This is a genomic window from Sphingobium sp. (genome assembly GCF_036170395.1).
Taxonomy (GTDB): domain Bacteria; phylum Pseudomonadota; class Alphaproteobacteria; order Sphingomonadales; family Sphingomonadaceae; genus Sphingobium.
This window is the reverse complement of sequence record NZ_JAVHPD010000081.1, coordinates 13,968-33,998: the sequence shown is the minus strand read 5'-3', so window position 1 is coordinate 33,998 and position 20,031 is coordinate 13,968. Positions and strand designations below refer to the sequence as shown.

The following is a 20,031-nucleotide window of genomic DNA, read 5'->3' as shown; positions in this document are numbered from 1 at the left end:
CGGGGCATGTTTGCTGTTCCCCGGCGGAGGCCGGGGTCAAGTCCTATGTCCGAACTGGACCCGGCCTCCGCCGGGGAACGCGATCGGTTCTTTACGGGGAGGGCGGAAAGGGGGCGATTTTACGGCTTCGCCTTGATCGCAAGGCCGGTGAAGCGGGCGGCGAAGCTGTAGCTGTCGGCATATTCGTCGATCAGCTTGTCGATCGGCTTGCCCGAGCCATGGCCGGCACGGCTTTCGACGCGGAGCAGGCGCGGACGCTCGCCAAGGTCCGCCGCCTGGAGCGCGGCGGCATATTTGAAGCTGTGCGCCGGCACCACTCGATCGTCCGTGTCTGCGGTGGTGACGAGAATGGCGGGATAGGCCCGTCCACCGATGATATTGTGGTAGGGCGAATAGCCGTAGAGCAGCGGAAAATCCTTCGCCTTGTCGGGCGATCCATAATCGTCGACCCAGTAGCGGCCGGCGGTGAAGCGGTCGAAGCGCAGCATGTCCATGACCCCGACGGCCGGCAGAGCGGCGGCGAATAGGTCGGGGCGCTGGTTCACCACCGCACCGACCAGCAGCCCGCCATTGGAGCGCCCCTCGATCGCGAGGCCATCCGCCGGCGTGAAGCCGTTGGCCTTGAGCCATTCGGCCGCCGCGATGAAATCGTCGAACACATTCTGCTTGTTCGCGCCCCGCCCCGCCTCATGCCACGCCTTGCCGAACTCGCCGCCGCCGCGCAGATTGGCGATGGCATAGACGCCGCCCTGCTCCAGCCAGGCCATGCGCACCGCCGAATAGCCGGGGGTGAGCGAAATGTTGAAGCCGCCATAGCCGTAGAGGATCGTCGGCGCGGCGATCGCGCGATCCGCGAGCGCCTTCTTGCGAATGATGGTGAGCGGGATCAGCGTGCCGTCCTTGGACGGATAGGTCCGCTGTTCGACACCATAATCATTAGGGTCGAAGGGCAGGTCGGGCTGGGCGAAGGGCTGATAGTGCAGCGTCGTCGTGTCGAAACGGTAGATGCTGGCCGGCGTCACAAAGCCCGAAAAGCTGAAAAAGGTTTCCGGGTCGCCATCCCGCCCGCTGAAGCCGGCGGCGGTGCCGACGCCGGGGAGGGGGACATCGGCGACCTTGCGTCCGTCCAGCTCGACCAGCTCGGCGACCGACTGGGCTTCGCTCATATAAGCGAGGATCAGCCGATTGCCGATGAGCGAGCCGCCCGCCAGCGTCTCGCGCCGTTCCTTCACCAGTTCCTTGGCGCGGCGGCGGGGATGTTCCGCGTCGAGCGTGACGAGGCGCAGATGCGGCGCGCCGTCATCCGTGACGAAATAGAGCGTTGGCCCCCGGCTGCCGATCAGCCGCCAGTCGTTCGCCGGGCCACGCACCATCAGACGCGGTTTGATCGGCCCGCCGTTCAGTTCCGCCACATGAACCTCGCGGCGCGGATCGATGCCCTCGAACGAGTTGATGATGAGCCAACGGCCGTCGCTCGTCACCTGCGCCTGGTGGCTGAGCGCCGGCCGGTCGGGCGTGGCGTAGATGAGTTGGTCCTGATCCTGGCTGGCGCCGATGCGGTGATAGTAAAGCTGCTGGTCGCGATTGGCGGAGCGGAACGCTTCGCCCGGCTGCGGCGCGGCGAAGCGCGAATAGAAGAAGCCTTCGCCGCGGCCGTCCCAGGCGATCTGCGAAAATTTGACCCATTCGACGCGGTCGGGCAGCGGCTTTCCGGTCGCGACATCGAGCAGGTTAAGGGTGCGCCAGTCGCTGCCCGCCTCCTGCGTCGCATAGGCGAGATAGCGGCCGTCAGGGGAAGGCGCCCATTCGGCGAGCGCGGTCGCGCCGTCCTTCGCCCAGCCATTGGGGTCGAGCAGCAGCCGCTGCGCGCCGGTCAGCCCGTCGCGGACATAGAGCGGAGTCTGGTTCTGGAGCCCCTTGTTATAGCCGTAGAAATAGCGGCCGCCCGCCTTGCGCGGCACGGTGTAGCGCCCATGGGCGAACAGCGCCTGCATCCGGCCCTTCAGCGCGTCGCGGCCGGGCAGGGCGTCGATATAGGTCCGGGTGAAGGCGTTTTCGCGCGCCACCCAGTCGGCGACGGCGGGGTCGGCGCGCAGGTCGTTTTCCAGCCAGCGATAGGGATCGGGCACCTTCACGCCGAAATGCTCTTCGACCAGATCCTGGCGCGCGGCGAGGGGGTAGCGCAGGCCCGACGCTTCTCGCGCGCTGCTGACCGAGATCGCCGCCTCATCGAGCGGCGCGGGGGCAGGCGCGGAGGCCGCCGCCAGCAGCGGCAGCAGGATCAAGGCAGCAATGCGCATCCTCTCAGGGCTTTTTCTTGTCCAAACGCAACAGGCCGCGACTCTATTGAGTCGCGGCCTGCGGGTAAAGTGCCAGTCCTGTCGCGCAGGACTTAAAAGAGGATCAGGCGGCTTCCAGCTCGTCCGCGTCCTCGCCCTGGACCGGGCCGCTGTCCTGCCCCTTGGCGTCCACGTCGCGGTCGACCAGTTCGATGATCGCGATCGGGGCGGCGTCCGACGCGCGGAAGCCGGCCTTGATGATGCGGGTATAGCCGCCGTTGCGGTCCTTGTAGCGCTCGGCCAGAACCTCGAACAGCTTGGTCAGCTGCGCATCGTCCTGAAGCCGCGACTGGGCGAGGCGACGGTTCGACAGGCCGCCCTTCTTGGCCAGCGTGATGAGCTTTTCGACATAGGGGCGAAGCTCCTTCGCCTTGGCCGTGCCGGTCAGGATCTGCTCATGCTTGATGAGCGAGGCGGCGAGATTGCGGAGCAGGGCGGTGCGGTGACCGGCGCTGCGCTGAAGCTTACGATGACCAACCTTGTGATGCATGTTCGTTTCCTTCGTTCGTTAAGGGGCCGTGCGAGGTACCCCAGACCAGGCGACCGTTAGAGGTCATCGCCCATTCACCTGTTCCTCCCCGGCACGGGGAGGGGGACCGGCGAAGCCGGTGGAGGGGGCTATCGGCTGAGCGCCGCGCCGTGAGGCGAACCCCCTCCGACGGCCTTCGGCCGCCACCTCCCCGCGAGCGGGGAGGAATGCTCAGCCCAGCAGCTCCTGTTCGAGCTTCTTGGCCATTTCCTCGATATTCTCCGGCGGCCAGCCGGGGATGTCCATGCCCAGGCGCAGGCCCATGGATGAGAGCACTTCCTTGATTTCGTTCAAGGACTTGCGGCCGAAATTCGGGGTGCGCAGCATCTCGGCCTCGGTCTTCTGGACCAGATCGCCGATATAGATGATGTTGTCGTTCTTGAGGCAGTTGGCCGACCGGACCGACAGTTCCAGCTCGTCCACCTTCTTGAGCAGGTAGCGGTTGATCGTGTTGGTGTCGCTCTCGCCTTCCGACGCGGTGGCGGCGGCGGCGTGGCTGGTCGAGGGGCCGGCGGTCGGCAGCGCGTCTTCGAAATGGACGAACAGCTGGAGCTGGTCCTGAAGGATGCGCGCGGCATAGGCCACCGCGTCCTCGGGCGTCACCGTGCCGTCGGTCTCGACCGTCAGCGACAGCTTGTCATAGTCCAGTTCCTGGCCGACGCGGGTATTGTCCACCTTGTAGGCGACCTGGCGCACCGGCGAATAGAGCGCGTCGATCGGGATGAGGCCGATCGGGGCGTCCGCCGGGCGGTTGGCGACGGCGGGGACATAGCCCTTGCCGACGTCGGCGGTCAGTTCCATGTTGAGCGTCGCGCCCTGATCCAGGTGGCAGATCACCAGATCGGGGTTCATCACCTCGATGTCGCCCACGACGCTGATGTCGCCGGCCTTCACGACTGCGGGGCCGGTGGCGGACAGCTGAAGCCGCTTGGGGCCTTCGCCCTCCATCTTCAGCGCGACCTGCTTGATGTTGAGGACGATGTCGGTCACGTCCTCGCGCACGCCGGCGAGCGACGAGAATTCGTGCAGGACATTCTCGATCTTGATCGAGGTGACCGCCGCGCCCTGGAGCGAGGAGAGAAGAACCCGGCGCAGCGCGTTGCCGAGCGTCAGGCCGAAGCCGCGCTCCAGCGGCTCGGCGACGAAGGTCGCCTTGCGCTTGCCGTCGCCCGAGGTCTTGATCTCAAGGCCGTTGGGCTTCTTCAATTCCTGCCAGTTCTTCATGTTGACAGTCATGTATTTCCCCTGGGGATGTGCCGGAACGCATATGATCCTGAACCCGACAGGACGTTACCGGCGATGCAAACGGGCAAAGGGGCGACGCGTCCGCCGCCCCCCATGAACGCAGGGCCGGTGGTTAGACGCGGCGGCGCTTGGACGGACGCACGCCATTGTGCGGGATCGGCGTCACGTCGCGGATCGAGGTGATGTGGAAGCCGACCGCCTGGAGCGCGCGCAGGGCGCTCTCGCGGCCCGAACCCGGACCCTTCACTTCGACTTCGAGCGTCCGCACGCCATGTTCGGCGGCCTTGCGACCGGCGTCCTCGGCGCACACCTGCGCGGCATAGGGGGTCGACTTGCGGCTGCCCTTGAAGCCCATCATGCCGGCCGAGGACCAGCTGATCGCATTGCCCTGGGCGTCGGTGATGGTCACCATGGTGTTGTTGAAGCTGGCGTTCACATGCGCGACGCCGGCCGAGATATTCTTGCGCTCGCGCCGCTTGATGCGCTGGGGTTCGCGTGCCATTTTTCTAGCTCTTCCTACAAAATCTGTTGATGCAGGAGACGTCTCGCTTGGGGAGAGCTGCCTCCGGCGGAGAAGAAGTCAAATTCCGTCCCCCGGACGGAATTTTACTTCTTCTTACCCGCGATCGGCTTGGCCTTGCCCTTGCGGGTGCGCGCATTTGTGTGCGTGCGCTGGCCGCGGACCGGCAGGCCCTTGCGGTGGCGCAGGCCGCGATAGCAGGCAAGGTCCATCAGACGCTTGATGTTCATCGCGGTCTCGCGGCGCAGATCGCCCTCGACCGTCAGGTCGGCGTCGATCGTCTCGCGGATCTGGAGCACTTCGGCGTCCGAGAGATCCTGCACGCGGCGGCTATGGTCGATGCCCAGCTTGTCGGCGATGTCGACGGCGGTCTTGCGGCCGATGCCGTGGATGTAGGTGAGCGCGATGATCACGCGCTTGTTGGTCGGGATGTTGACACCCGCAATACGTGCCATGGTAAGTAAGTCTCCTGCTCCACAGGGCGGCCGGGGCGGCCCTATCTCAAAGCGTCCGGCCGACGATCCCTGGCGAGGAAGATCGGCCCATTACAAGGCCCCATCACGCAAAAAAGCCGGCCAGTGCAGGATTGCACCGCCGCTCTCCAGCCTGTTGGGGAGGACGGCCCTTACCGATTCGGGCGTGCGCTGTCAATCGCCGCGCGGCCGGGCGCGCAGGGCCGGCGGCTTGCCCCTTTTCGGGTTGAGCGGGGCAGGGCGCTTGGGCATGAGGGAGCGATGCGCCTGTCCCTGTCTTTCGTCGCAACCGCAACCTTGCTGATGATCGGGTCGTGCGTCGGGCCGCCCGCGCCCCGCGCCGTAGCGCCCGCGCCAGTGCCGGCGCGTCCGGCCCCGGAGCCTGCCCGTCCCGCGCCCGCTCCCGCCCCTGCGCCGCCGGTTGCGGAGGCTGCGCCGGCACAGTGGCAATATCGGCCGCTCAGCCCCGGCAACTGGAGCCATCGCGCCGAGGCAGCGGGCTCGGTCGCGCAATTCGGCAGCGGCGGCGCCATGGTCACGCTGCGCTGCGACCGGGCGAGCCGACGGATCAGCCTGGCGCGCGCAGGGGCGTCGCAGGGGGAGATGATCGTGCGCACCAGCTATGGCGCGGCGACCTGGCCCGCGACCGCGTCGGGCGGCGCGACACCGCAACTGGTCGCCTTCCGCGCGGCGTCCGACACCGCGCTGGACCAGATCGCCCATAGCCGGGGCAAATGGGCGGTGGAGACGGCAGGGCAGCCGCCGCTGATCCTGCCCGCCTGGGCGGAGGTGGCGCGGGTGATCGAGGATTGCCGGGGGTAGGGCGCTGTTCGGCGCGGCGAGGAGCGAACGGACGCGCAAGTATGATTCCAAAAAAGAATAATACAAGCCTTGAAGATTGGCGGCTGCTGATTCACATTCGACTCGTGGCCGAACAAGGGTTCCAAGCCGGCGACGGCCATACGGGCTTCAACATAGCGAAAGGAGGTGATCCGATGTCTCATGGTTCAGCAATGGGGTCGGTTCAGTCCATTCGGGAAACGCGCCGCTGAGCGACGCATTTTAGCGTCGATCTCCCCTCATCAGAGCTTTTGAGCGCCGACACACAGGCCATGTCTCTGGACGGGCGATAGCGCGACCAACCGTTTTCCACTGGGCGGCACTTCCGGCCGCTGACCATGTCAATGATGGGCCGTCGGGGCGTTCACGCGCACCCGGCGGCCCCTCTCATTTTCACGGCGATTTATCCGCTGCCTTGTTCCCCGGCGAAGGCCGGGGTCCAGTTCCAGCCTGCCGACCAGACCCGGCCTTCGCGCAGACACGCAATTTCCCGCGCTTCGATCCCTACCGCTCCACGCCCTTCGCCTTGCCCCAGGCCCGCGCGGCGGTGTAGCCGAGATAGCCGGTGCCGAAGAGGGCGTAGAGCGGCTCGGGGATGGCATGGAAATAGGCGCGCATCGCCGCGATGATCGCCGCCGCCGTGGCGGGCGCGATCCCGGCGATGAGGCCCATCGGCACCGACCAGAGCAGCAGCGCATACATGACATAGAGGAATGCCGGCCGCGCCCGCCGAGTCCACGGATCGACGGCGCTGTCGGCGGCGGTCATGCCACGCCCTCCGAACCGATGCGGTTCGCGAGCCAGCCATAGAGGAAGGCTTCGTTCGCCGGCCGCCCCTCGGCGATCGCGACATAATGCTCCCCCTGCAAGGCGTGCAGCGCCTTCAGCAACACCTTGCCCCCAGCCGATCCGCGTAGCGCCTGATAGGCGCGCAGGGCCGCGAGCGTGCGCGCGCCGATGATGCGATCGACCTTGAGGTCGGGATAATCCTTCTGGTTGCGGTTCAGCGCATTGAGCGCCCGCTGGAGAAAGCCCGTCGCGGTTCCCGGCCCCATATTGACCGCCGCGTCGAACAGGGTGGCCGCGACGATCCAGTTGATCTCCGCCACGAAATTATAGCCCGGCTGCTCCCAGTAAAGCCGGCGGTAAATCTGCTCGGCGAAGGCGCGCGGCAGCGTCCGCATGTCGCCCCGATAATTGTTCGCCCGCGCGACCGCCCGGGTGATCCCCATATTGGTCGGCCCGCCGCGATCGGCCGGATGATTGCTATACCCGCCTTCGCGCGCGATGACGCCGTCGATCAGCTTCTCTATGGTCATGTCCGCCTCCCTGTATCGAAAGAGGCGAATCACTTATCCCATTTGGTTTCTTGTAGGACAGAGGGGACTGGCGTGGACGAGGTGTCGCACTTTGCCTGTTATTCCCAGCATTATTTCGTTTTGAACGTGGCGGTTGCGATCAGCTGAACCCTGTCCAATCGTCCGCCCTCCATCGCCGGTCGACTGATCTGTATCGTCAGCGCAGGCTCTTCACGATTGCGAAAAGTGGTTGAGGCCATTTCGCCTTTGACCGAATGGCTCAGCCGCTCCCAGCGACTGCCGAACGCGGGCGATGCAAGGACCGCTTCAACAGCCGGCTGCAAGTCAGCGTTGCCGCCGCCCGTAATGTGGCACATGGGCAATTGGTCCGATACCACTAGAATGTAGCCGGCGCTTTCCGTCGCGTTGATCCGCCAGAAATGATTTGCCCGTCGAAGTTGGGGCGGGGGAAGGTTTGCGACATCCACGCGTTCGACCAAGCCCATTTTTGCGCCGAGGCCGACAGCTTGGGTAAATGGCTCGGTGCCATCCGCCCAACTGGCGGGGTCGAGTATCCAAGTTTCGCAGCCTTTCAATGCTCCAGTCAAACCTTCTTCGAGGTCAGATTGGGCATTTGCTGGCGCGGACAACAGGCTCGCGAACGCTAAGATGAAATATCGCATGGCGCTATCTTAGGCAGTGCTGATCTGCGCGCCACCGACGTTCTTGCGGCTGATGCTATGTGGTTTCAGGATGGGCATCTGATCTCGCAACCCCCTCCCGCGCTATCGCTTGGGAGTTTTTCGGGTGGCCGTCCCCCGGACGGCCACTGTTCCCGAAAAACTTGGTCGGGACGAGAGGATTCGAACCTCCGACCCCCACACCCCCAGTGTGATGCGCTACCAGGCTGCGCTACGTCCCGACCGGAGGGCGCCCTTTAGAAGCAGGTGGGACAGGATGCAAGCGGCAAGTCGCGGCGGCGCGGCGACCCGCCCCAATCCCTAATCATATTGCCTCCGCCCCCTTGTCTGTGTTAGCCGCGCGGCCTTGATCGGCAGGGGCCGCAAGGCCGCCCGCCTGCCACGAAAAACAAGGCGAAAGTCCACTCATGTTCATTACCCCAGCCTTTGCCCAGACCGCGGGCGGGCAAGCCTCCGGCGCCGGAATCCTGGTGCAAATGGCGCCGCTGGTCCTGATCTTCGTGGTCTTCTATTTCCTGCTCATCCGCCCGCAGCAGAAGAAGATGAAGGAGCATAAGGCCAAGATCGACGCGGTGAAGAAGGGCGATTCCGTCGTCACCGGCGGCGGTCTGGTGGGCAAGGTCGCGCGGGTGGACGACATTTATGTCGATGTCGAACTCGCGCCGGGGATGAAGGTCAAGGCGGTCAAGGCGACGCTGACCGACGTCATCGATCCCCTGTCCGCCAAGCCCGCGAACGACTGAGCGACGCCACCATGCTGAACTTCTCGCGCTGGGCGGTCGCCGCGATCATCCTGCCGCTCCTGATCGGCGTGCTGTGCGCCGTGCCGAGCTTTCTGCCCGACAGCGCCGTGGCGCATCTGCCGGGCTTCATGCGGACGCGCGTGAACCTTGGCCTAGACCTTGCCGGCGGCAGCCATCTGCTGCTGGAAGCCTCGACGCAGGATGTCGCGAAGCAGCGGCTCGCCAATATGGAGGAGCAGGTCCGCACCGAATTGCGCCGGGGCGAACCCAGAATCGCGATCGGCGACATTTCCGCGCGCGAGGGGAAGCTCAGCTTCATGGTCCGCAACCCGAGCCAGGTGGACGCCGCCGTCGAGCGCATCCGCCCGCTGACGCAAGGAGCGGGGCTGACCGGCCAGCGCGACTTCAATGTCGAGGTGGTGAACAGCTCCACAGTGGTCATCACGCCGACGAGCGCCGGCATCGACAATGCGGTCAAGAGCGCGATGGAAGTCGCGACCGAGGTGATCCGCAAGCGTATCGACGAAATGGGCACGCGCGAGCCGACGATCCAGCAGCAGGGCGACAACCGCATCGTCGTGCAGGTGCCGGGCTTGCAAGACCCCAAGGCGCTGAAGGACCTGTTGGGCCAGACCGCGAAGCTCGAATTCAAGCTGGTCGATACCACCGCCAACCCCGCCGAAGTCGCGCAGGGTCGCGCGCCGGTGGGCAGCGAGGTTCTGCCTTATGCCGACAACCCCTCGGGCGTGCCGGCGATCGCGGTCAAGCGGCAGGTGATGGTGTCGGGGGAGGATCTGACCGACGCGACCCAGGGGTTTGACCAGAATAACCAGGCGATCGTCAACATCCGCTTCAATGGCTCCGGCGGGCGCAAGTTCGGGCAGGTGACGTCGCAGAATGTCAACAAGCCCTTCGCCATCATCCTCGACGGGCGGGTGCTCTCGGCCCCCAACATCAACGAGCCGATCCTGGGCGGCAGCGCGCAGATCAGCGGCAATTTCACCGTGGAAAGCGCCAACCAGCTCGCCATCGCGCTCCGCTCCGGGAAGCTGCCCGTCGCGCTGACGGTGGTGGAGGAGCGGACGGTGGGACCGGGGCTGGGCGCGGACTCGATCCGCGCGGGCCTCATCGCATCGATCATCGCGGTGGTCGCGGTCGCGGCCTTCATGCTGCTGAGCTATGGCCGCTTCGGCGTCTACGCCAATATCGCGGTCGCCATCAACGTGCTCGTGATCCTGGGCGTGATGGGCATCCTCGGGGCGACGCTGACGCTGCCGGGCATCGCCGGCTTCGTGCTGACGATCGGCACGGCGGTGGACGCCAACGTCCTCATCTACGAACGCATCCGCGAGGAACGGCGGCGCGGGCGCAATGTCGTCGCGGCGATCGAGCATGGCTATAAGGAAGCGAGCCGCACCATCTTCGAGGCGAACGTGACCCACGCCATCGCCGGCGGCATCATGCTGGCGCTGGGCTCCGGCCCGGTCAAGGGCTTCGCCATCGTGCTGCTGATCGGCATCGCGACCAGCGTGTTCACCGCCGTCACCTTCACCCGTGTGCTGGTGGCCCATTGGGTCCGCACCAAGCGCCCGACCGAGATTGTCATATGATCCGGGTGTTCCCTCTGTTTCCGTTCGCCCTGAGCCTGTCGAAGGGCTCCGCTGAGCCGCAGGCGAAGCGTGCCTCGCTCCGCTCGGCAAAGGGCTTCGACTTCGCTCAGCCCGAACGGGTTAAGGTAACGCCATGAAACTGCTCAAACTCGTCCCCGACAATACCAATATCGGCTTCGTCGCGATGCGCAAATGGGCGTTCGCGCTCACCGCGCTGCTGACGGTGCTGGCGGTCGGCGCGACCGCCTATAAGGGACTCAACATGGGCGTCGATTTCGTCGGCGGCCTGATGATCGAGGCGAAATTCCCGCAGAATGTCGAGACCGACAAGGTGCGATCGACCATCGCGTCGTTGAATGTCGGCGAAAGCTCGCTCCAGCAGTTCGGCGACCCCAAGACGGTGCAGATCCGCCTGCCCTTGCCCGAGCAGGGCGGCGCGGGCGCGGCCAACGCGGTCGTGGAAAAGACCCGCAAGGCGATGGAACAGCAATTCCCCGGCGTCACCTTCTCCCGCTACGACACGGTGTCGGGCAAGGTGTCGGGCGAGCTGATCCAGACCGGCGTGCTGGCGGTGATGCTGGCGGTGATCGGCATCGCGGTCTTCTCCTGGTTCCGCTACGAATGGCAATTCGGCGTCTCGACCTTCGTCGCGATCATGCACGACGTGCTGATGACGCTCGGCTTCTTCGCGGTGACGCAGCTGGAGTTCGACCTCAACATCGTCGCCGCCGTGCTGACGATCGTGGGCTATTCGATCAACGACAAGATGGTGATCGACGACCGCATCCGCGAGAATATGCGCAAATACCGCAAGATGGACATGAAGGCGCTCATCGACCTGTCCGTCAACGAAACGCTGCCCCGCACGGTGATGACCTCGGTGACGATCCTGCTGGCGCTGGGCGCGCTGCTGCTGTTCGGCGGCCATGTGCTGCGTGGCTTCACCGCCGCGATGATGCTGGGCGTGGTGGTGGGCACCTATTCGTCCATCTATGTCTCCTCCTCGCTGCTGATCTCGCTGGGGCTGACCCCGGCGGCGTCGGAAAAGAAGGCGGCGAAGAAGAGCGACTATGCCGGCAATGCCGAACGGATCGGCCCTCGCGACGATGGGGCGCGGCCCTGAGCGATATCGGTATCCAGGTCCGCCGCGACGACAGCGGGCAGGGACCGATCGTCACCGGCTTTCAGGGCCGGGGCTTTCGCGTGCGGGACGATGTGTTCCCCGGCGGCCTGCTGCTCAGCCCCCTTCGCGCGCTTGCTTGGGATCATGCGCCGGCGGTTGATGCGCTGACGGTCGCGGCGCTGGGGGACTTTATCGACTTGGAGCCGCTGCCCGAATTTCTGCTGCTGGGCACCGGCGCTGGCCTGCGCCAGCCGCCGCGCGCCTTCGTGCGCGTCCTCGAAGCGCGCGGCATCGGCGTCGAGGCGATGGACAGCCGCGCGGCGGCCCGCGCCTGGGGCGTGCTGCGCGCCGAGGAGCGATGGATCGTCGGCGCGCTGCTGCCGCTCTGACCGCCTGAAGCCAGCCGCCTTGCGCGGGCGATATTATCCGCTTAAGACTGTGCCCAAGTTCCGGTCCCGCCACGGGATTGGCGATGAACAGAAGCGAGTTTCGGCATGGTGCAGCATAGCCGCCCATCGCCGCAGAGTTCCGGCCCGGCCGGCCGTTCCTCGGGCAAGCGCGCCCGATCCGGTCCGGGCGATGGGAGCAAGGCTGCGGCCCTTCCTCCCCCGTCGATGCAGCGGGGCCTTTCGCCCCATGGCGCGCGCGATCATCGGTTCGACCGCAAAGCCTATGCCGCGATCGACCTTGGCACCAATAACTGCCGGCTGCTGATCGCGAAGCCCTCGGCGGATGGCTTCATCGTCGTGGATGCCTTTTCCCGCATCGTGCGGCTGGGCGAGGGCCTGGCATCGAGCGGGCGAATCAGCGACGCGGCGATCGATCGCGCCATCGCCGCGCTTTCGGTCTGCGCCGACAAGCTCAAGCGCCGGCATGTGGCGCTGGCCCGATCGGTCGCGACGGAGGCGTGTCGCCGCGCGTCCAACGGCGCGGAGTTCATCCAGCGCGTCTATCGCGAGACCGGCATCGCGCTCGACATCATCAGCGCGCAGGAAGAGGCGCGACTGGCGGTGCTGGGCTGTCATGCGCTGCTGGAGCCGGGCGATGGGCCGGCGCTGATCTTCGACATTGGCGGGGGTTCGACCGAATTGGTGCTGGTGGACGCGCATGGCGACGGCGCGCCGACGATCGTCGATTGGGTGAGCGCGCCTTGGGGCGTGGTGTCGCTGACCGAGAGCGAGGCGTTCGATACCGGCGATGCGGGCGAGCGGCTCGCCGCCTACGCCCGGATGCGCGCGCGCGTTGCGGAAGCCTTCTTGCCCCTCGCGCGCCGCCTGCCGCGCGAGGCTGACGGCATCCGCCTGCTCGGCACGTCGGGCACGGTGACGACGCTCGCCAGCCTGCACCTCGGTTTGCCCCGCTACGACCGGCAGGCGATCGACGGCCTCATCGTGCCGTCCGAATCGATGCGCGCCATTTCCGGGCGGCTGTCGAGCATGTCGCTTGCCGAGCGGCAGACGCTGCCCTGCATCGGCACCGAGCGCGCCGACCTGGTGGTGGCGGGCTGCGCGATCCTGGAATCCATCCTCGACATCTGGCCGGCCGAGCGGCTGGGCGTCGCCGACCGGGGCATCCGCGAAGGCATATTGCGCGGGCTCATGGACCGCGACGGGAGGATGATGTGAGAGGCTCGGGCGTCGGCAAAGTGCGGGTCAAGACCGCCAAGGGCCGCACCGCGCAATCGGTGCGCTGGCTGGAGCGGCACCTGAACGACCCCTATGTCCGCAAGGCGAAGGCGGAAGGCTGGCGCAGCCGCGCCGCCTTCAAGCTCATTGAACTGGACGAGAAATTCCATTTCGTGAAGGGGGCGAAGGCGGTCGTGGACTTGGGCGTCGCGCCGGGCGGCTGGGCGCAGGTGGTCCGCAAGATGGCCCCCAAAGCCGCCGTGGTCGGCATCGACCTGCTGCCGGTCGATCCCATCCCCGGCGTCACCCTGTTCCAGATGGACTTCATGGACGACAAGGCGCCCGAGCTGTTGCGTGAGGCGCTGGGGCAGGAGCCGGACCTGGTCATCTCCGACATGGCGGCGAATACGGTGGGCCATGCCCAGACCGACCACCTCCGCACCATGGGGCTGGTCGAAGCAGCGGCATGGTTCGCGGTCGAAAATCTCCGCAAGGGCGGCACCTTTGTGGCGAAGGTGTTCGCGGGCGGCACCGACGGCGATCTGCTGGTGCTGCTCAAGAAGAATTTCACGACGATCAAGCACGCCAAGCCGCCCGCCAGCCGCAAGGGCAGCGTCGAATGGTATGTCGTCGCGCAGGGCTTCAAGGGGCGGACGGACGAAGCGGGGGATTGATTGTAGCGCGGCGTGCTTCTGCGAAGGCAGGAGCCTCGTTGGGAGGACCGATATCGAGGTGCATTGACTAGGATATAGAATGGTGTTCCCCGGCGAAGGCCGGGGTCCAGTTCCACCCTCTGGACTGGACCCCGGCCTTCGCCGGGGAACACCGCAATCCTTCCCGATGCATTTTGATACCAGTTGGGCTCCGCCTTCGCAGGAGCACGGGAGCAAGGGGGCAGGGGCTTTTGGTCGCTACGGTTTCGACGGTTGCCTATCTGGGGCTGGAGGCGCGCGGGGTCGAGGTGCAGTGCCAGCTCGTTCCCGGCCTGCCCAATTTCATCCTCGTCGGCCTGCCCGACAAGGCGGTGGCCGAAAGCCGCGAGCGGGTCCGCAACGCCATCGCTGCGATCGGCCTCTCGCTGCCGCCCAAGCGCATCACCGTGAACCTCTCGCCCGCCGACCTGCCCAAGGAAGGATCGCATTTCGACCTGCCGATCGCGCTCGCGCTGCTGGGCGCGATGGGGGTGATCGACGCGGAGACGCTGTCGGGCTATGTCGTCGTCGGGGAACTGGGGCTGGACGGGCGCACCGCGCCGTCGCCCGGCGTGCTGCTGGCGGCGCTTCACGCGGGCGGGCAGGATATGGGGCTGGTCTGCCCGGTCGCGCAGGGGAGCGAGGCGGCCTGGGCCGGGCAGGTGGAGGTCGTCGCCGCGCCCGATCTTTTGAGCCTGCTCAACCATTTCAAGGGGACCGCCGCCCTGTCGCCGCCGCAGCCCGGCGCGGTCGAAACCCCGGCACGGACGGCGGACCTCAAGCAGGTGAAGGGGCAGGAAGTCGCCAAGCGCGCGCTGGAGATCGCGGCGGCCGGCGGGCATAATCTGCTGATGGTCGGGCCGCCCGGCGCGGGCAAATCGCTGATGGCGAGCTGTATGCCGGGCATTTTGCCCGAGATGACCCCGGCCGAGGCGCTCGAAAGCTCGATGGTGGCGAGCGTCGCGGGGATGCTGGAGGGCGGTCGGATCAGCCGCGCCCGCCCGTTCCGCGCGCCGCATCACAGCGCGTCGATGGCGGCTTTGGTCGGCGGCGGCCTCAAGGCCCGGCCGGGCGAGGTGAGCATGGCGCATCTCGGCGTCCTGTTCCTCGACGAACTGCCGGAGTTCCAGCGCACCGTGCTCGATTCGCTGCGCCAGCCGCTTGAAACGGGCGAGGTGACGGTGGCGCGGGCGAACGCGCATGTGACCTTTCCGGCCCGCGTGCAGCTTGTTGCTGCCATGAACCCCTGCCGCTGCGGCCATCTGGGCGATCCGGCGCTGGCCTGCTCGCGCGCGCCGCGCTGCGCCGCCGATTATCAGGCGAAGGTCTCCGGTCCCCTGCTTGATCGCATCGACCTGCATGTCGAGGTGCAGGCGGTAACGGCGGCCGATCTCGTCCTGCCGCCGCCCGCCGAAGGATCGGCCGAGGTCGCCGCGCGGGTCGCGGCAGCGCGGCGGGTGCAGACGGCGCGCTACGCCGGCACGCCGACGCGCACCAATGCGGAGGTGGATGGCGAAGCGCTGGAAGCGGTCGCTGGCCCGGACGAGGCCGGGCGACAGCTATTGGCGCAGGCCGCCGCCGCGATGAAGCTGTCGGCCCGCGGCTACACGCGCGTGCTCCGCGTAGCGCGCACCATTGCCGACCTCGCCGGCGCGGAGCAGGTCGGGCGGGTGCATGTGGCGGAAGCGCTGAGCTACCGGCGGCGTGCGCCGGTGAATTGAGGCTAGAAAATCGACCGCCCCTTCTCCCTTGGAGGGAGAAGGATACGGAGCCTTGTCGCGAAGCGGCTAGGCGGAGTTGGATGAGGGGGATTGCATGTCATTGGCGATGCGCTTCAAGGCAGCGGCTGCACACTGAACAGCGTATAGAGACCAATCACCATGCCGCCACCCGCGAAACCGCACAGGAAGCGGCGGATGTCGGGCCAATAATCGGGATGTTCCATCGCGCGTCCTTTCCTCCGCATGGGGTGGCGGGCCATTAGGCGCGGGGGCAGGGCGGTTCCAGTGACAAATATGGTTAGGGGAATGGCTCCCCGGACTTGTCACAAGCTGATCGGCTCAACCCGCCTTGTCGTTGGCGATCAGCTTGAGTTCGGGCGCGCCATCGCTGTCCTGATGGGCGAAGCGGCCGTCGATGCGGCTGCCCGCTTCTATGCTGATGGTGGCGTAGCGCACGTCGCCGGTGATGCGGGCGCTGCTTTCGACCACCAGCTCCTGCGCGGTGATCGATCCGTCGACCAGCCCCGCCAGCCGCGCGCTTTGCGCGGTGACATGGCCGGTGATGCGGCTGTCCGGCCCCTGCACCAGAGCGGCGCAGATGATGTCGCCTTCCACCACGCCATCGACATGCAGATCGACCGAGGCGGTGAGGTTGCCGCTGATCGTCACGTCGCCGCCAATCAGGGAAAAGGGGATGGATTTACCCCCGGTCGCGGACATCGGCGAACCGGGCCGTTGCGGTTTGCTGGACTTGGAGAACATCTTTGCGGGCCTCCAGGAAGCGGCGGGGGTTGATGGCCTGGCCGTTCAGCCGGACCTCGAAATGGAGATGGGTGCCGGTCGAGCGGCCGGTCGATCCCATGCGGCCGACGGCATCGCCCCGATCGACCTTCGCCCCTACGCGCGCGGCAAAGCCGGACAGGTGCGCGTAGCGGGTCATGAGGCCATTGCCATGATCGACCTCGACCACATTGCCATAGCCCTGGCGCTGCCCGACATAGGCGACGCGGCCGGCTGCGGCGGCGTTGATCGGCTGGCCGTAGCGGCCGGGAAAGTCGATGCCGGCATGGAAAGCGGCATGGCCGTTGAAGGGATCGCGGCGATAGCCATAGGAACTGGTCATCATCGGCGCGGCGGTCGGCTGGCCCGAAGGAATGGCAAGCAGGCTGCGCTCCAGAAACTCCATCCGCGCCATCGCGTCGGCGAGTTGCTCCAGCTCGGGCGTCATGTCCGCCTTGTCCCCGCTCCACGGCACGAAGGGGCCGCCCTGCGCGCGCGCGGCGCTGCGGGCGAGCGCGTCGGGATTGAGGCCGAAGCTGCGGATCGCGGCGGCGGCCTTGTCGGCGCGGCGCTCGACAGCGTGGGTCAGCAGCAGGGCGAAGCGGCGCTGGCGGTCGGCGATGCGGACCAGCGGCGCGGCTTCAGGCGCCATGCTGATCTTGGTCGACAGGCGCGCGGCCTTTTTATCCGCCACGCCAGCCTTGACCGCCTCGCCGTCGCTCACCAGGTCTGCGCCGGCGGCATTGCCCTCGTCCACGCCAAAATGGGTTTTGTAGAGGCCGTCCATGAAGTCCTGCCGGGCTTCGAGATCCTGCGCCAGATCCTCGACCGACTTGCGGTAATCGGCAACCTTTCCGGCGGCTTTCGCAACCGACTGGCCCTTGGCGGCGAGGGCGGCGCGTTCCTGTGCGACGGCGGCGTTGGTCAGCGCCATCGACAGAGTAGCGCCGGCCCAGCCGATCAGAGCGACGGAAACAAGCCCGATGGTCGCGATCTGCGCGCGGCGGGAGATTCGGATGAACTTTACCTGACCGCCGGATCGCAGGAATATTTCCCGCTCGGGCAAAAGGGCGTTCAGCCGTTGCCGCAGGCCGGCCGGCCCGTTTTTATGTTTTGACGACAAGATGACCCCGCGACTCTCTTTTTAGCGAGTCGGCCGGTAGCAAAGCATGGCCCGTCGCGCGAATCCATCGTTGCGGACTCGTGACGAGTCGAAAGCTGCGCGCGCCAGAATGATCGAAAGCGCTTTTGGTTCCGCAAAAAATTAGATCAGGGTTGGCGCACCTTATGATCGCCGCGCAGCAATTGCTCGACCTTGGCGGCCGGCATGGCAGCGCCGAAATGATAACCCTGCCCACAATGGCATCCGCCCGCGCGGAGATAGTCCATCTGGTGCTGGTTCTCCACGCCTTCGGCCACGGTGCGGATGCCGAGGCTGTAGGCGAGGTTCAGCACGGTGCGGACGATCGCCGCATCCTCCGGGTCGGTCTCCAGGTCGCGCACGAAGCGCTGGTCGATCTTGATGACATCGATCGGAAATTGCTTGAGGTGGGACAGCGAGGCATAGCCGGTGCCGAAATCGTCGAGCGCTATGGCCACGCCCTCAGCGCTCAGCCGGTGCAGCGCTCGGCCGACCTGCTCGGCATTGCGGCCGAGGAACACCGATTCGGTCACCTCCACCTCGATCGCGGAAGGGGGCAGCCCGGCCTCCTTCAGCCGGTCGAGCAGCCGGTCGGCGAAGCGATCGTCGATCAGGTCCGCGCCCGACACGTTGAACGCGATCGGCCCGACCGTCAGCCCGGCCGTCCGCCACCCGACCGCATCGGCGACGATGCCGTCCAGCATCCGCGCGGTAATGGCGGGGCCGAGTTCGGGATGCTCGAAGGCGGCGGCGATGTCGCCGGGCATGATCGTGCCACCCTCGCGCGTCGGGCATCGGAACAGCGCCTCGAACCCTGTCACCGCGCCGCTGTCGAGCGCGACCTTGGGCTGATACCAGGGGGCGGGTTTCTCCTTCGCCAGCAGGTGCCGCGCCTTGTCCAGCATCGCCGCTTCGCGTTCCCAGCTGTCGAGCAGCGTCGGGCCGAACAGCGCGCTGCGACCCCGCCCGCTATTCTTGGCATGATAGAGCGCGATATCAGCATGTTTGATGAGCGCCGCGACATCCTCGCCATGTTCTGGGAAGAGGGCGACGCCGATGCTGACCCGGCTGTCGATCAAGCGGCCGCGATAGGGCAGCGGGGCGTGAAGCTGATCGGTGATGCGCGCCAGGATCGGCTGGATCGCGTCGGCGTCGCGCAGGCGGGTCAGCAGCACCGCGAACTCGTCGCCGCCCATGCGCGCCACCAGATCGCCGGGGCGGAGCGCCTGCCGCAGCCGGGCGGCGACCGCGCAGAGCAAAGCGTCGCCCGCATCATGGCCGGCGGTGTCGTTGACGCGCTTGAATTCGTCGAGGTCGATCAGCAGGACGGCGGCCTGTCCCGCCGGCTTGCCGGACGTGGCGGTGGTCGCCTGGGTCAGCGCCGCCATGAAATGCGCACGGTTGGCAAGCCCGGTCAGCGCGTCCGACATGGCGAGCCGCTCCAGCCGCTGTTCGGTCTCCTTGCGCTCGGTGATGTCGACCGCGCAGGTCATGAAGCAGCTCTCACCGTCGATCACGATCGGCCGCGAGGAGAGCAGCGCATCGCGAACAACGCCGTCGGCACGGCGGATGCGACACTCGAAATTGTCGATGGCCTCATTATTCTGAAGCCGTTCGTAGAATAGGTCGCGCGCGGGCATGTCGACATAGGCGGCGACCACATTGTCGAGCGGTGCATCGGTGCCGGCCGAATAGGCCTCGGTCGCAGCCTGGTTCCGGCGCAGCACCGCGCCATCGCGGCGGGTGACGAGCAGCGGCAGCGGAACCGCCATGAACATCCGCTCCAGCGTGTCGCGGCTGACCGCCAGCGCCGCCTGCGCGTCGCGAGCGATACGGGTGGCGGTCCATTCCTGCCGTTGCAGCCGGTTGTTGCGCGCGATCGCGATCCACATGCCGCAATGGAGCATCAGCAGCGAGAGGATGAGGCCGGTGGCGGTAGGGGAGAGCGGGGCCGGAGCGAGATAGCCGATCAGCAGCACGGCGCCGCAGCCAAGGCCTCCGCCCGCATTGCCGCGAAAACTGGTCGGCACCACAAGGTAGAAGACGAGCGGCAGCATCACCAGCACGAAGATGGCGATGTCGCTGCGCGAACTGACCAGGAAGGCGACGCCGATCGCCGTCACCACCTGCCAGGCGAGGCAGATGCGCTCGACCCGCGCGAAGCTGGTCATGTGGCGGCAGAGCGAGAGGCAATAGAGCGACCAGAGAATGACCGCGATCCGCGCCGGCACCGCCACCCAGAAATGCGGCGTGCCGGAAAAGCGCCAGTCGCTGATGAGGAAGAGGCTGTTGAGCACCGCCGACAGCAGGAACAGCAGCTGCGCATGGCGCCGGGATTCGGGCAGCCGTTCGGTCTGGAAGGCCGACTCCCGCGCGGCATCGCGAAATTCGCCGGTGATGGGAGAGATGTCGGTCACGGCCCGCCTTCAGTGTCGAGGGGCGGGATGATAGGACCAGCATGGTTACCAAAGCGCTAATTTCGGCCGTGTCGCCGCCGTGTCGGCGGGGTCGCGCGCGCTGCTTGACCGGGCCGGGCGCGGTCGCTATAGGCGCGGCTGCCCAGCGGCCTGCCGTGCGAAGACTCGTCTCCCTGCGACTATCGGCTGAGCGACATTAGAGCTGAACATTGCCGGGTGCTCTTGCGGCTCCAG

Annotated in this window: 19 protein-coding genes and 1 tRNA gene; 8 read left to right on the top strand and 12 right to left on the bottom strand. The window is 66.7% G+C overall.

Annotated features, from left to right (window positions below):
* Positions 1-119: 119 nt before the first annotated feature.
* The 5 genes from V2B31_RS19510 to rpsM all read right to left on the bottom strand — a co-directional run bounded on the left by V2B31_RS19510 (position 120) and on the right by rpsM (position 5,088).
* Complete coding sequence (locus tag V2B31_RS19510) at positions 120-2,300, bottom strand: prolyl oligopeptidase family serine peptidase (protein ID WP_328281797.1); 2,181 nt, start codon at positions 2,298-2,300, stop codon at positions 120-122.
* A 103-nt stretch (positions 2,301-2,403) separates the two neighbouring features.
* On the bottom strand, positions 2,404-2,829 hold the full coding sequence (gene rplQ / locus V2B31_RS19505) for a 50S ribosomal protein L17 (RefSeq protein WP_328281795.1): 426 nt from the start codon (positions 2,827-2,829) through the stop codon (positions 2,404-2,406).
* Between the two features lie 210 nt (positions 2,830-3,039).
* Entirely contained in the window at positions 3,040-4,104 is a 1,065-nt protein-coding gene (locus tag V2B31_RS19500; protein WP_328281793.1) for a DNA-directed RNA polymerase subunit alpha, read from the bottom strand.
* Between the two features lie 121 nt (positions 4,105-4,225).
* Positions 4,226-4,615, bottom strand: coding sequence for a 30S ribosomal protein S11 (gene rpsK, locus V2B31_RS19495; protein ID WP_004208752.1), 390 nt, complete (start codon positions 4,613-4,615; stop codon positions 4,226-4,228).
* Positions 4,616-4,719: 104 nt separating this feature from the next.
* Entirely contained in the window at positions 4,720-5,088 is a 369-nt protein-coding gene (rpsM, locus tag V2B31_RS19490; RefSeq protein ID WP_007686665.1) for a 30S ribosomal protein S13, read from the bottom strand.
* A gap of 279 nt (positions 5,089-5,367) precedes the next feature.
* Here rpsM and V2B31_RS19485 point away from each other — a divergent pair, with 279 nt between their 5' ends.
* Positions 5,368-5,928: a hypothetical protein gene (locus tag V2B31_RS19485; RefSeq protein WP_328281790.1), complete on the top strand. Its 561-nt coding sequence runs from the start codon at positions 5,368-5,370 to the stop codon at positions 5,926-5,928.
* Between the two features lie 522 nt (positions 5,929-6,450).
* On the opposite strand, the gene V2B31_RS19480 is transcribed toward V2B31_RS19485, so the two are convergent.
* The 4 genes from V2B31_RS19480 to V2B31_RS19465 form a co-directional block, all read right to left on the bottom strand.
* Positions 6,451-6,714, bottom strand: a complete 264-nt coding sequence (locus V2B31_RS19480) for a 3TM-type holin (RefSeq protein WP_328281788.1) — start codon at positions 6,712-6,714, stop codon at positions 6,451-6,453.
* A complete protein-coding gene (locus V2B31_RS19475) occupies positions 6,711-7,265 on the bottom strand; it encodes a glycoside hydrolase family 108 protein (RefSeq protein WP_328281786.1) in 555 nt (184 codons plus the stop codon). Before V2B31_RS19475 ends, V2B31_RS19480 begins: the two co-directional genes overlap by 4 nt.
* Before the next feature lie 110 nt (positions 7,266-7,375).
* A complete protein-coding gene (locus tag V2B31_RS19470; protein WP_328281784.1) occupies positions 7,376-7,927 on the bottom strand; it encodes a hypothetical protein in 552 nt (183 codons plus the stop codon).
* 162 nt (positions 7,928-8,089) lie between these two features.
* Positions 8,090-8,166, bottom strand: a tRNA-Pro gene (locus V2B31_RS19465).
* Between the two features lie 186 nt (positions 8,167-8,352).
* On the opposite strand from V2B31_RS19465, the gene yajC reads away from it, so the two are divergent.
* The 7 genes from yajC to V2B31_RS19430 all read left to right on the top strand — a co-directional run bounded on the left by yajC (position 8,353) and on the right by V2B31_RS19430 (position 15,459).
* Positions 8,353-8,688: a preprotein translocase subunit YajC gene (gene yajC / locus V2B31_RS19460; RefSeq protein ID WP_328281782.1), complete on the top strand. Its 336-nt coding sequence runs from the start codon at positions 8,353-8,355 to the stop codon at positions 8,686-8,688.
* A gap of 11 nt (positions 8,689-8,699) precedes the next feature.
* On the top strand, positions 8,700-10,298 hold the full coding sequence (gene secD, locus V2B31_RS19455) for a protein translocase subunit SecD (protein ID WP_328281780.1): 1,599 nt from the start codon (positions 8,700-8,702) through the stop codon (positions 10,296-10,298).
* A gap of 133 nt (positions 10,299-10,431) precedes the next feature.
* Entirely contained in the window at positions 10,432-11,421 is a 990-nt protein-coding gene (gene secF, locus V2B31_RS19450; protein WP_328281778.1) for a protein translocase subunit SecF, read from the top strand.
* The gene (locus tag V2B31_RS19445) at positions 11,418-11,810 is read left to right on the top strand and encodes an Mth938-like domain-containing protein (protein WP_328281938.1); all 393 of its coding nucleotides are present in this window, start codon (positions 11,418-11,420) and stop codon (positions 11,808-11,810) included. The genes secF and V2B31_RS19445 overlap by 4 nt, the downstream gene beginning before the upstream one ends.
* Before the next feature lie 105 nt (positions 11,811-11,915).
* Positions 11,916-13,046 carry a Ppx/GppA phosphatase family protein gene (locus V2B31_RS19440; RefSeq protein ID WP_328281776.1) on the top strand — a complete coding sequence of 377 codons (1,131 nt, stop codon included), beginning with the start codon at positions 11,916-11,918 and terminating at the stop codon, positions 13,044-13,046.
* Positions 13,043-13,720 carry an RlmE family RNA methyltransferase gene (locus tag V2B31_RS19435; RefSeq protein ID WP_328281774.1) on the top strand — a complete coding sequence of 226 codons (678 nt, stop codon included), beginning with the start codon at positions 13,043-13,045 and terminating at the stop codon, positions 13,718-13,720. The genes V2B31_RS19440 and V2B31_RS19435 overlap by 4 nt, the downstream gene beginning before the upstream one ends.
* Positions 13,721-13,950: 230 nt before the next feature.
* Positions 13,951-15,459, top strand: coding sequence for a YifB family Mg chelatase-like AAA ATPase (locus tag V2B31_RS19430; RefSeq protein ID WP_328281773.1), 1,509 nt, complete (start codon positions 13,951-13,953; stop codon positions 15,457-15,459).
* Positions 15,460-15,798: 339 nt separating this feature from the next.
* Here the strand turns inward: V2B31_RS19430 and V2B31_RS19425 are convergent, their stop codons facing one another.
* The 3 genes from V2B31_RS19425 to V2B31_RS19415 all read right to left on the bottom strand — a co-directional run bounded on the left by V2B31_RS19425 (position 15,799) and on the right by V2B31_RS19415 (position 19,797).
* Positions 15,799-16,179 carry a bactofilin family protein gene (locus tag V2B31_RS19425; RefSeq protein ID WP_328281771.1) on the bottom strand — a complete coding sequence of 127 codons (381 nt, stop codon included), beginning with the start codon at positions 16,177-16,179 and terminating at the stop codon, positions 15,799-15,801.
* Positions 16,160-17,317 carry a M23 family metallopeptidase gene (locus V2B31_RS19420; protein ID WP_422248066.1) on the bottom strand — a complete coding sequence of 386 codons (1,158 nt, stop codon included), beginning with the start codon at positions 17,315-17,317 and terminating at the stop codon, positions 16,160-16,162. The genes V2B31_RS19425 and V2B31_RS19420 overlap by 20 nt, the downstream gene beginning before the upstream one ends.
* A 191-nt stretch (positions 17,318-17,508) precedes the next feature.
* Entirely contained in the window at positions 17,509-19,797 is a 2,289-nt protein-coding gene (locus V2B31_RS19415; protein WP_328281767.1) for a putative bifunctional diguanylate cyclase/phosphodiesterase, read from the bottom strand.
* Positions 19,798-20,031 lie beyond the last annotated feature (234 nt).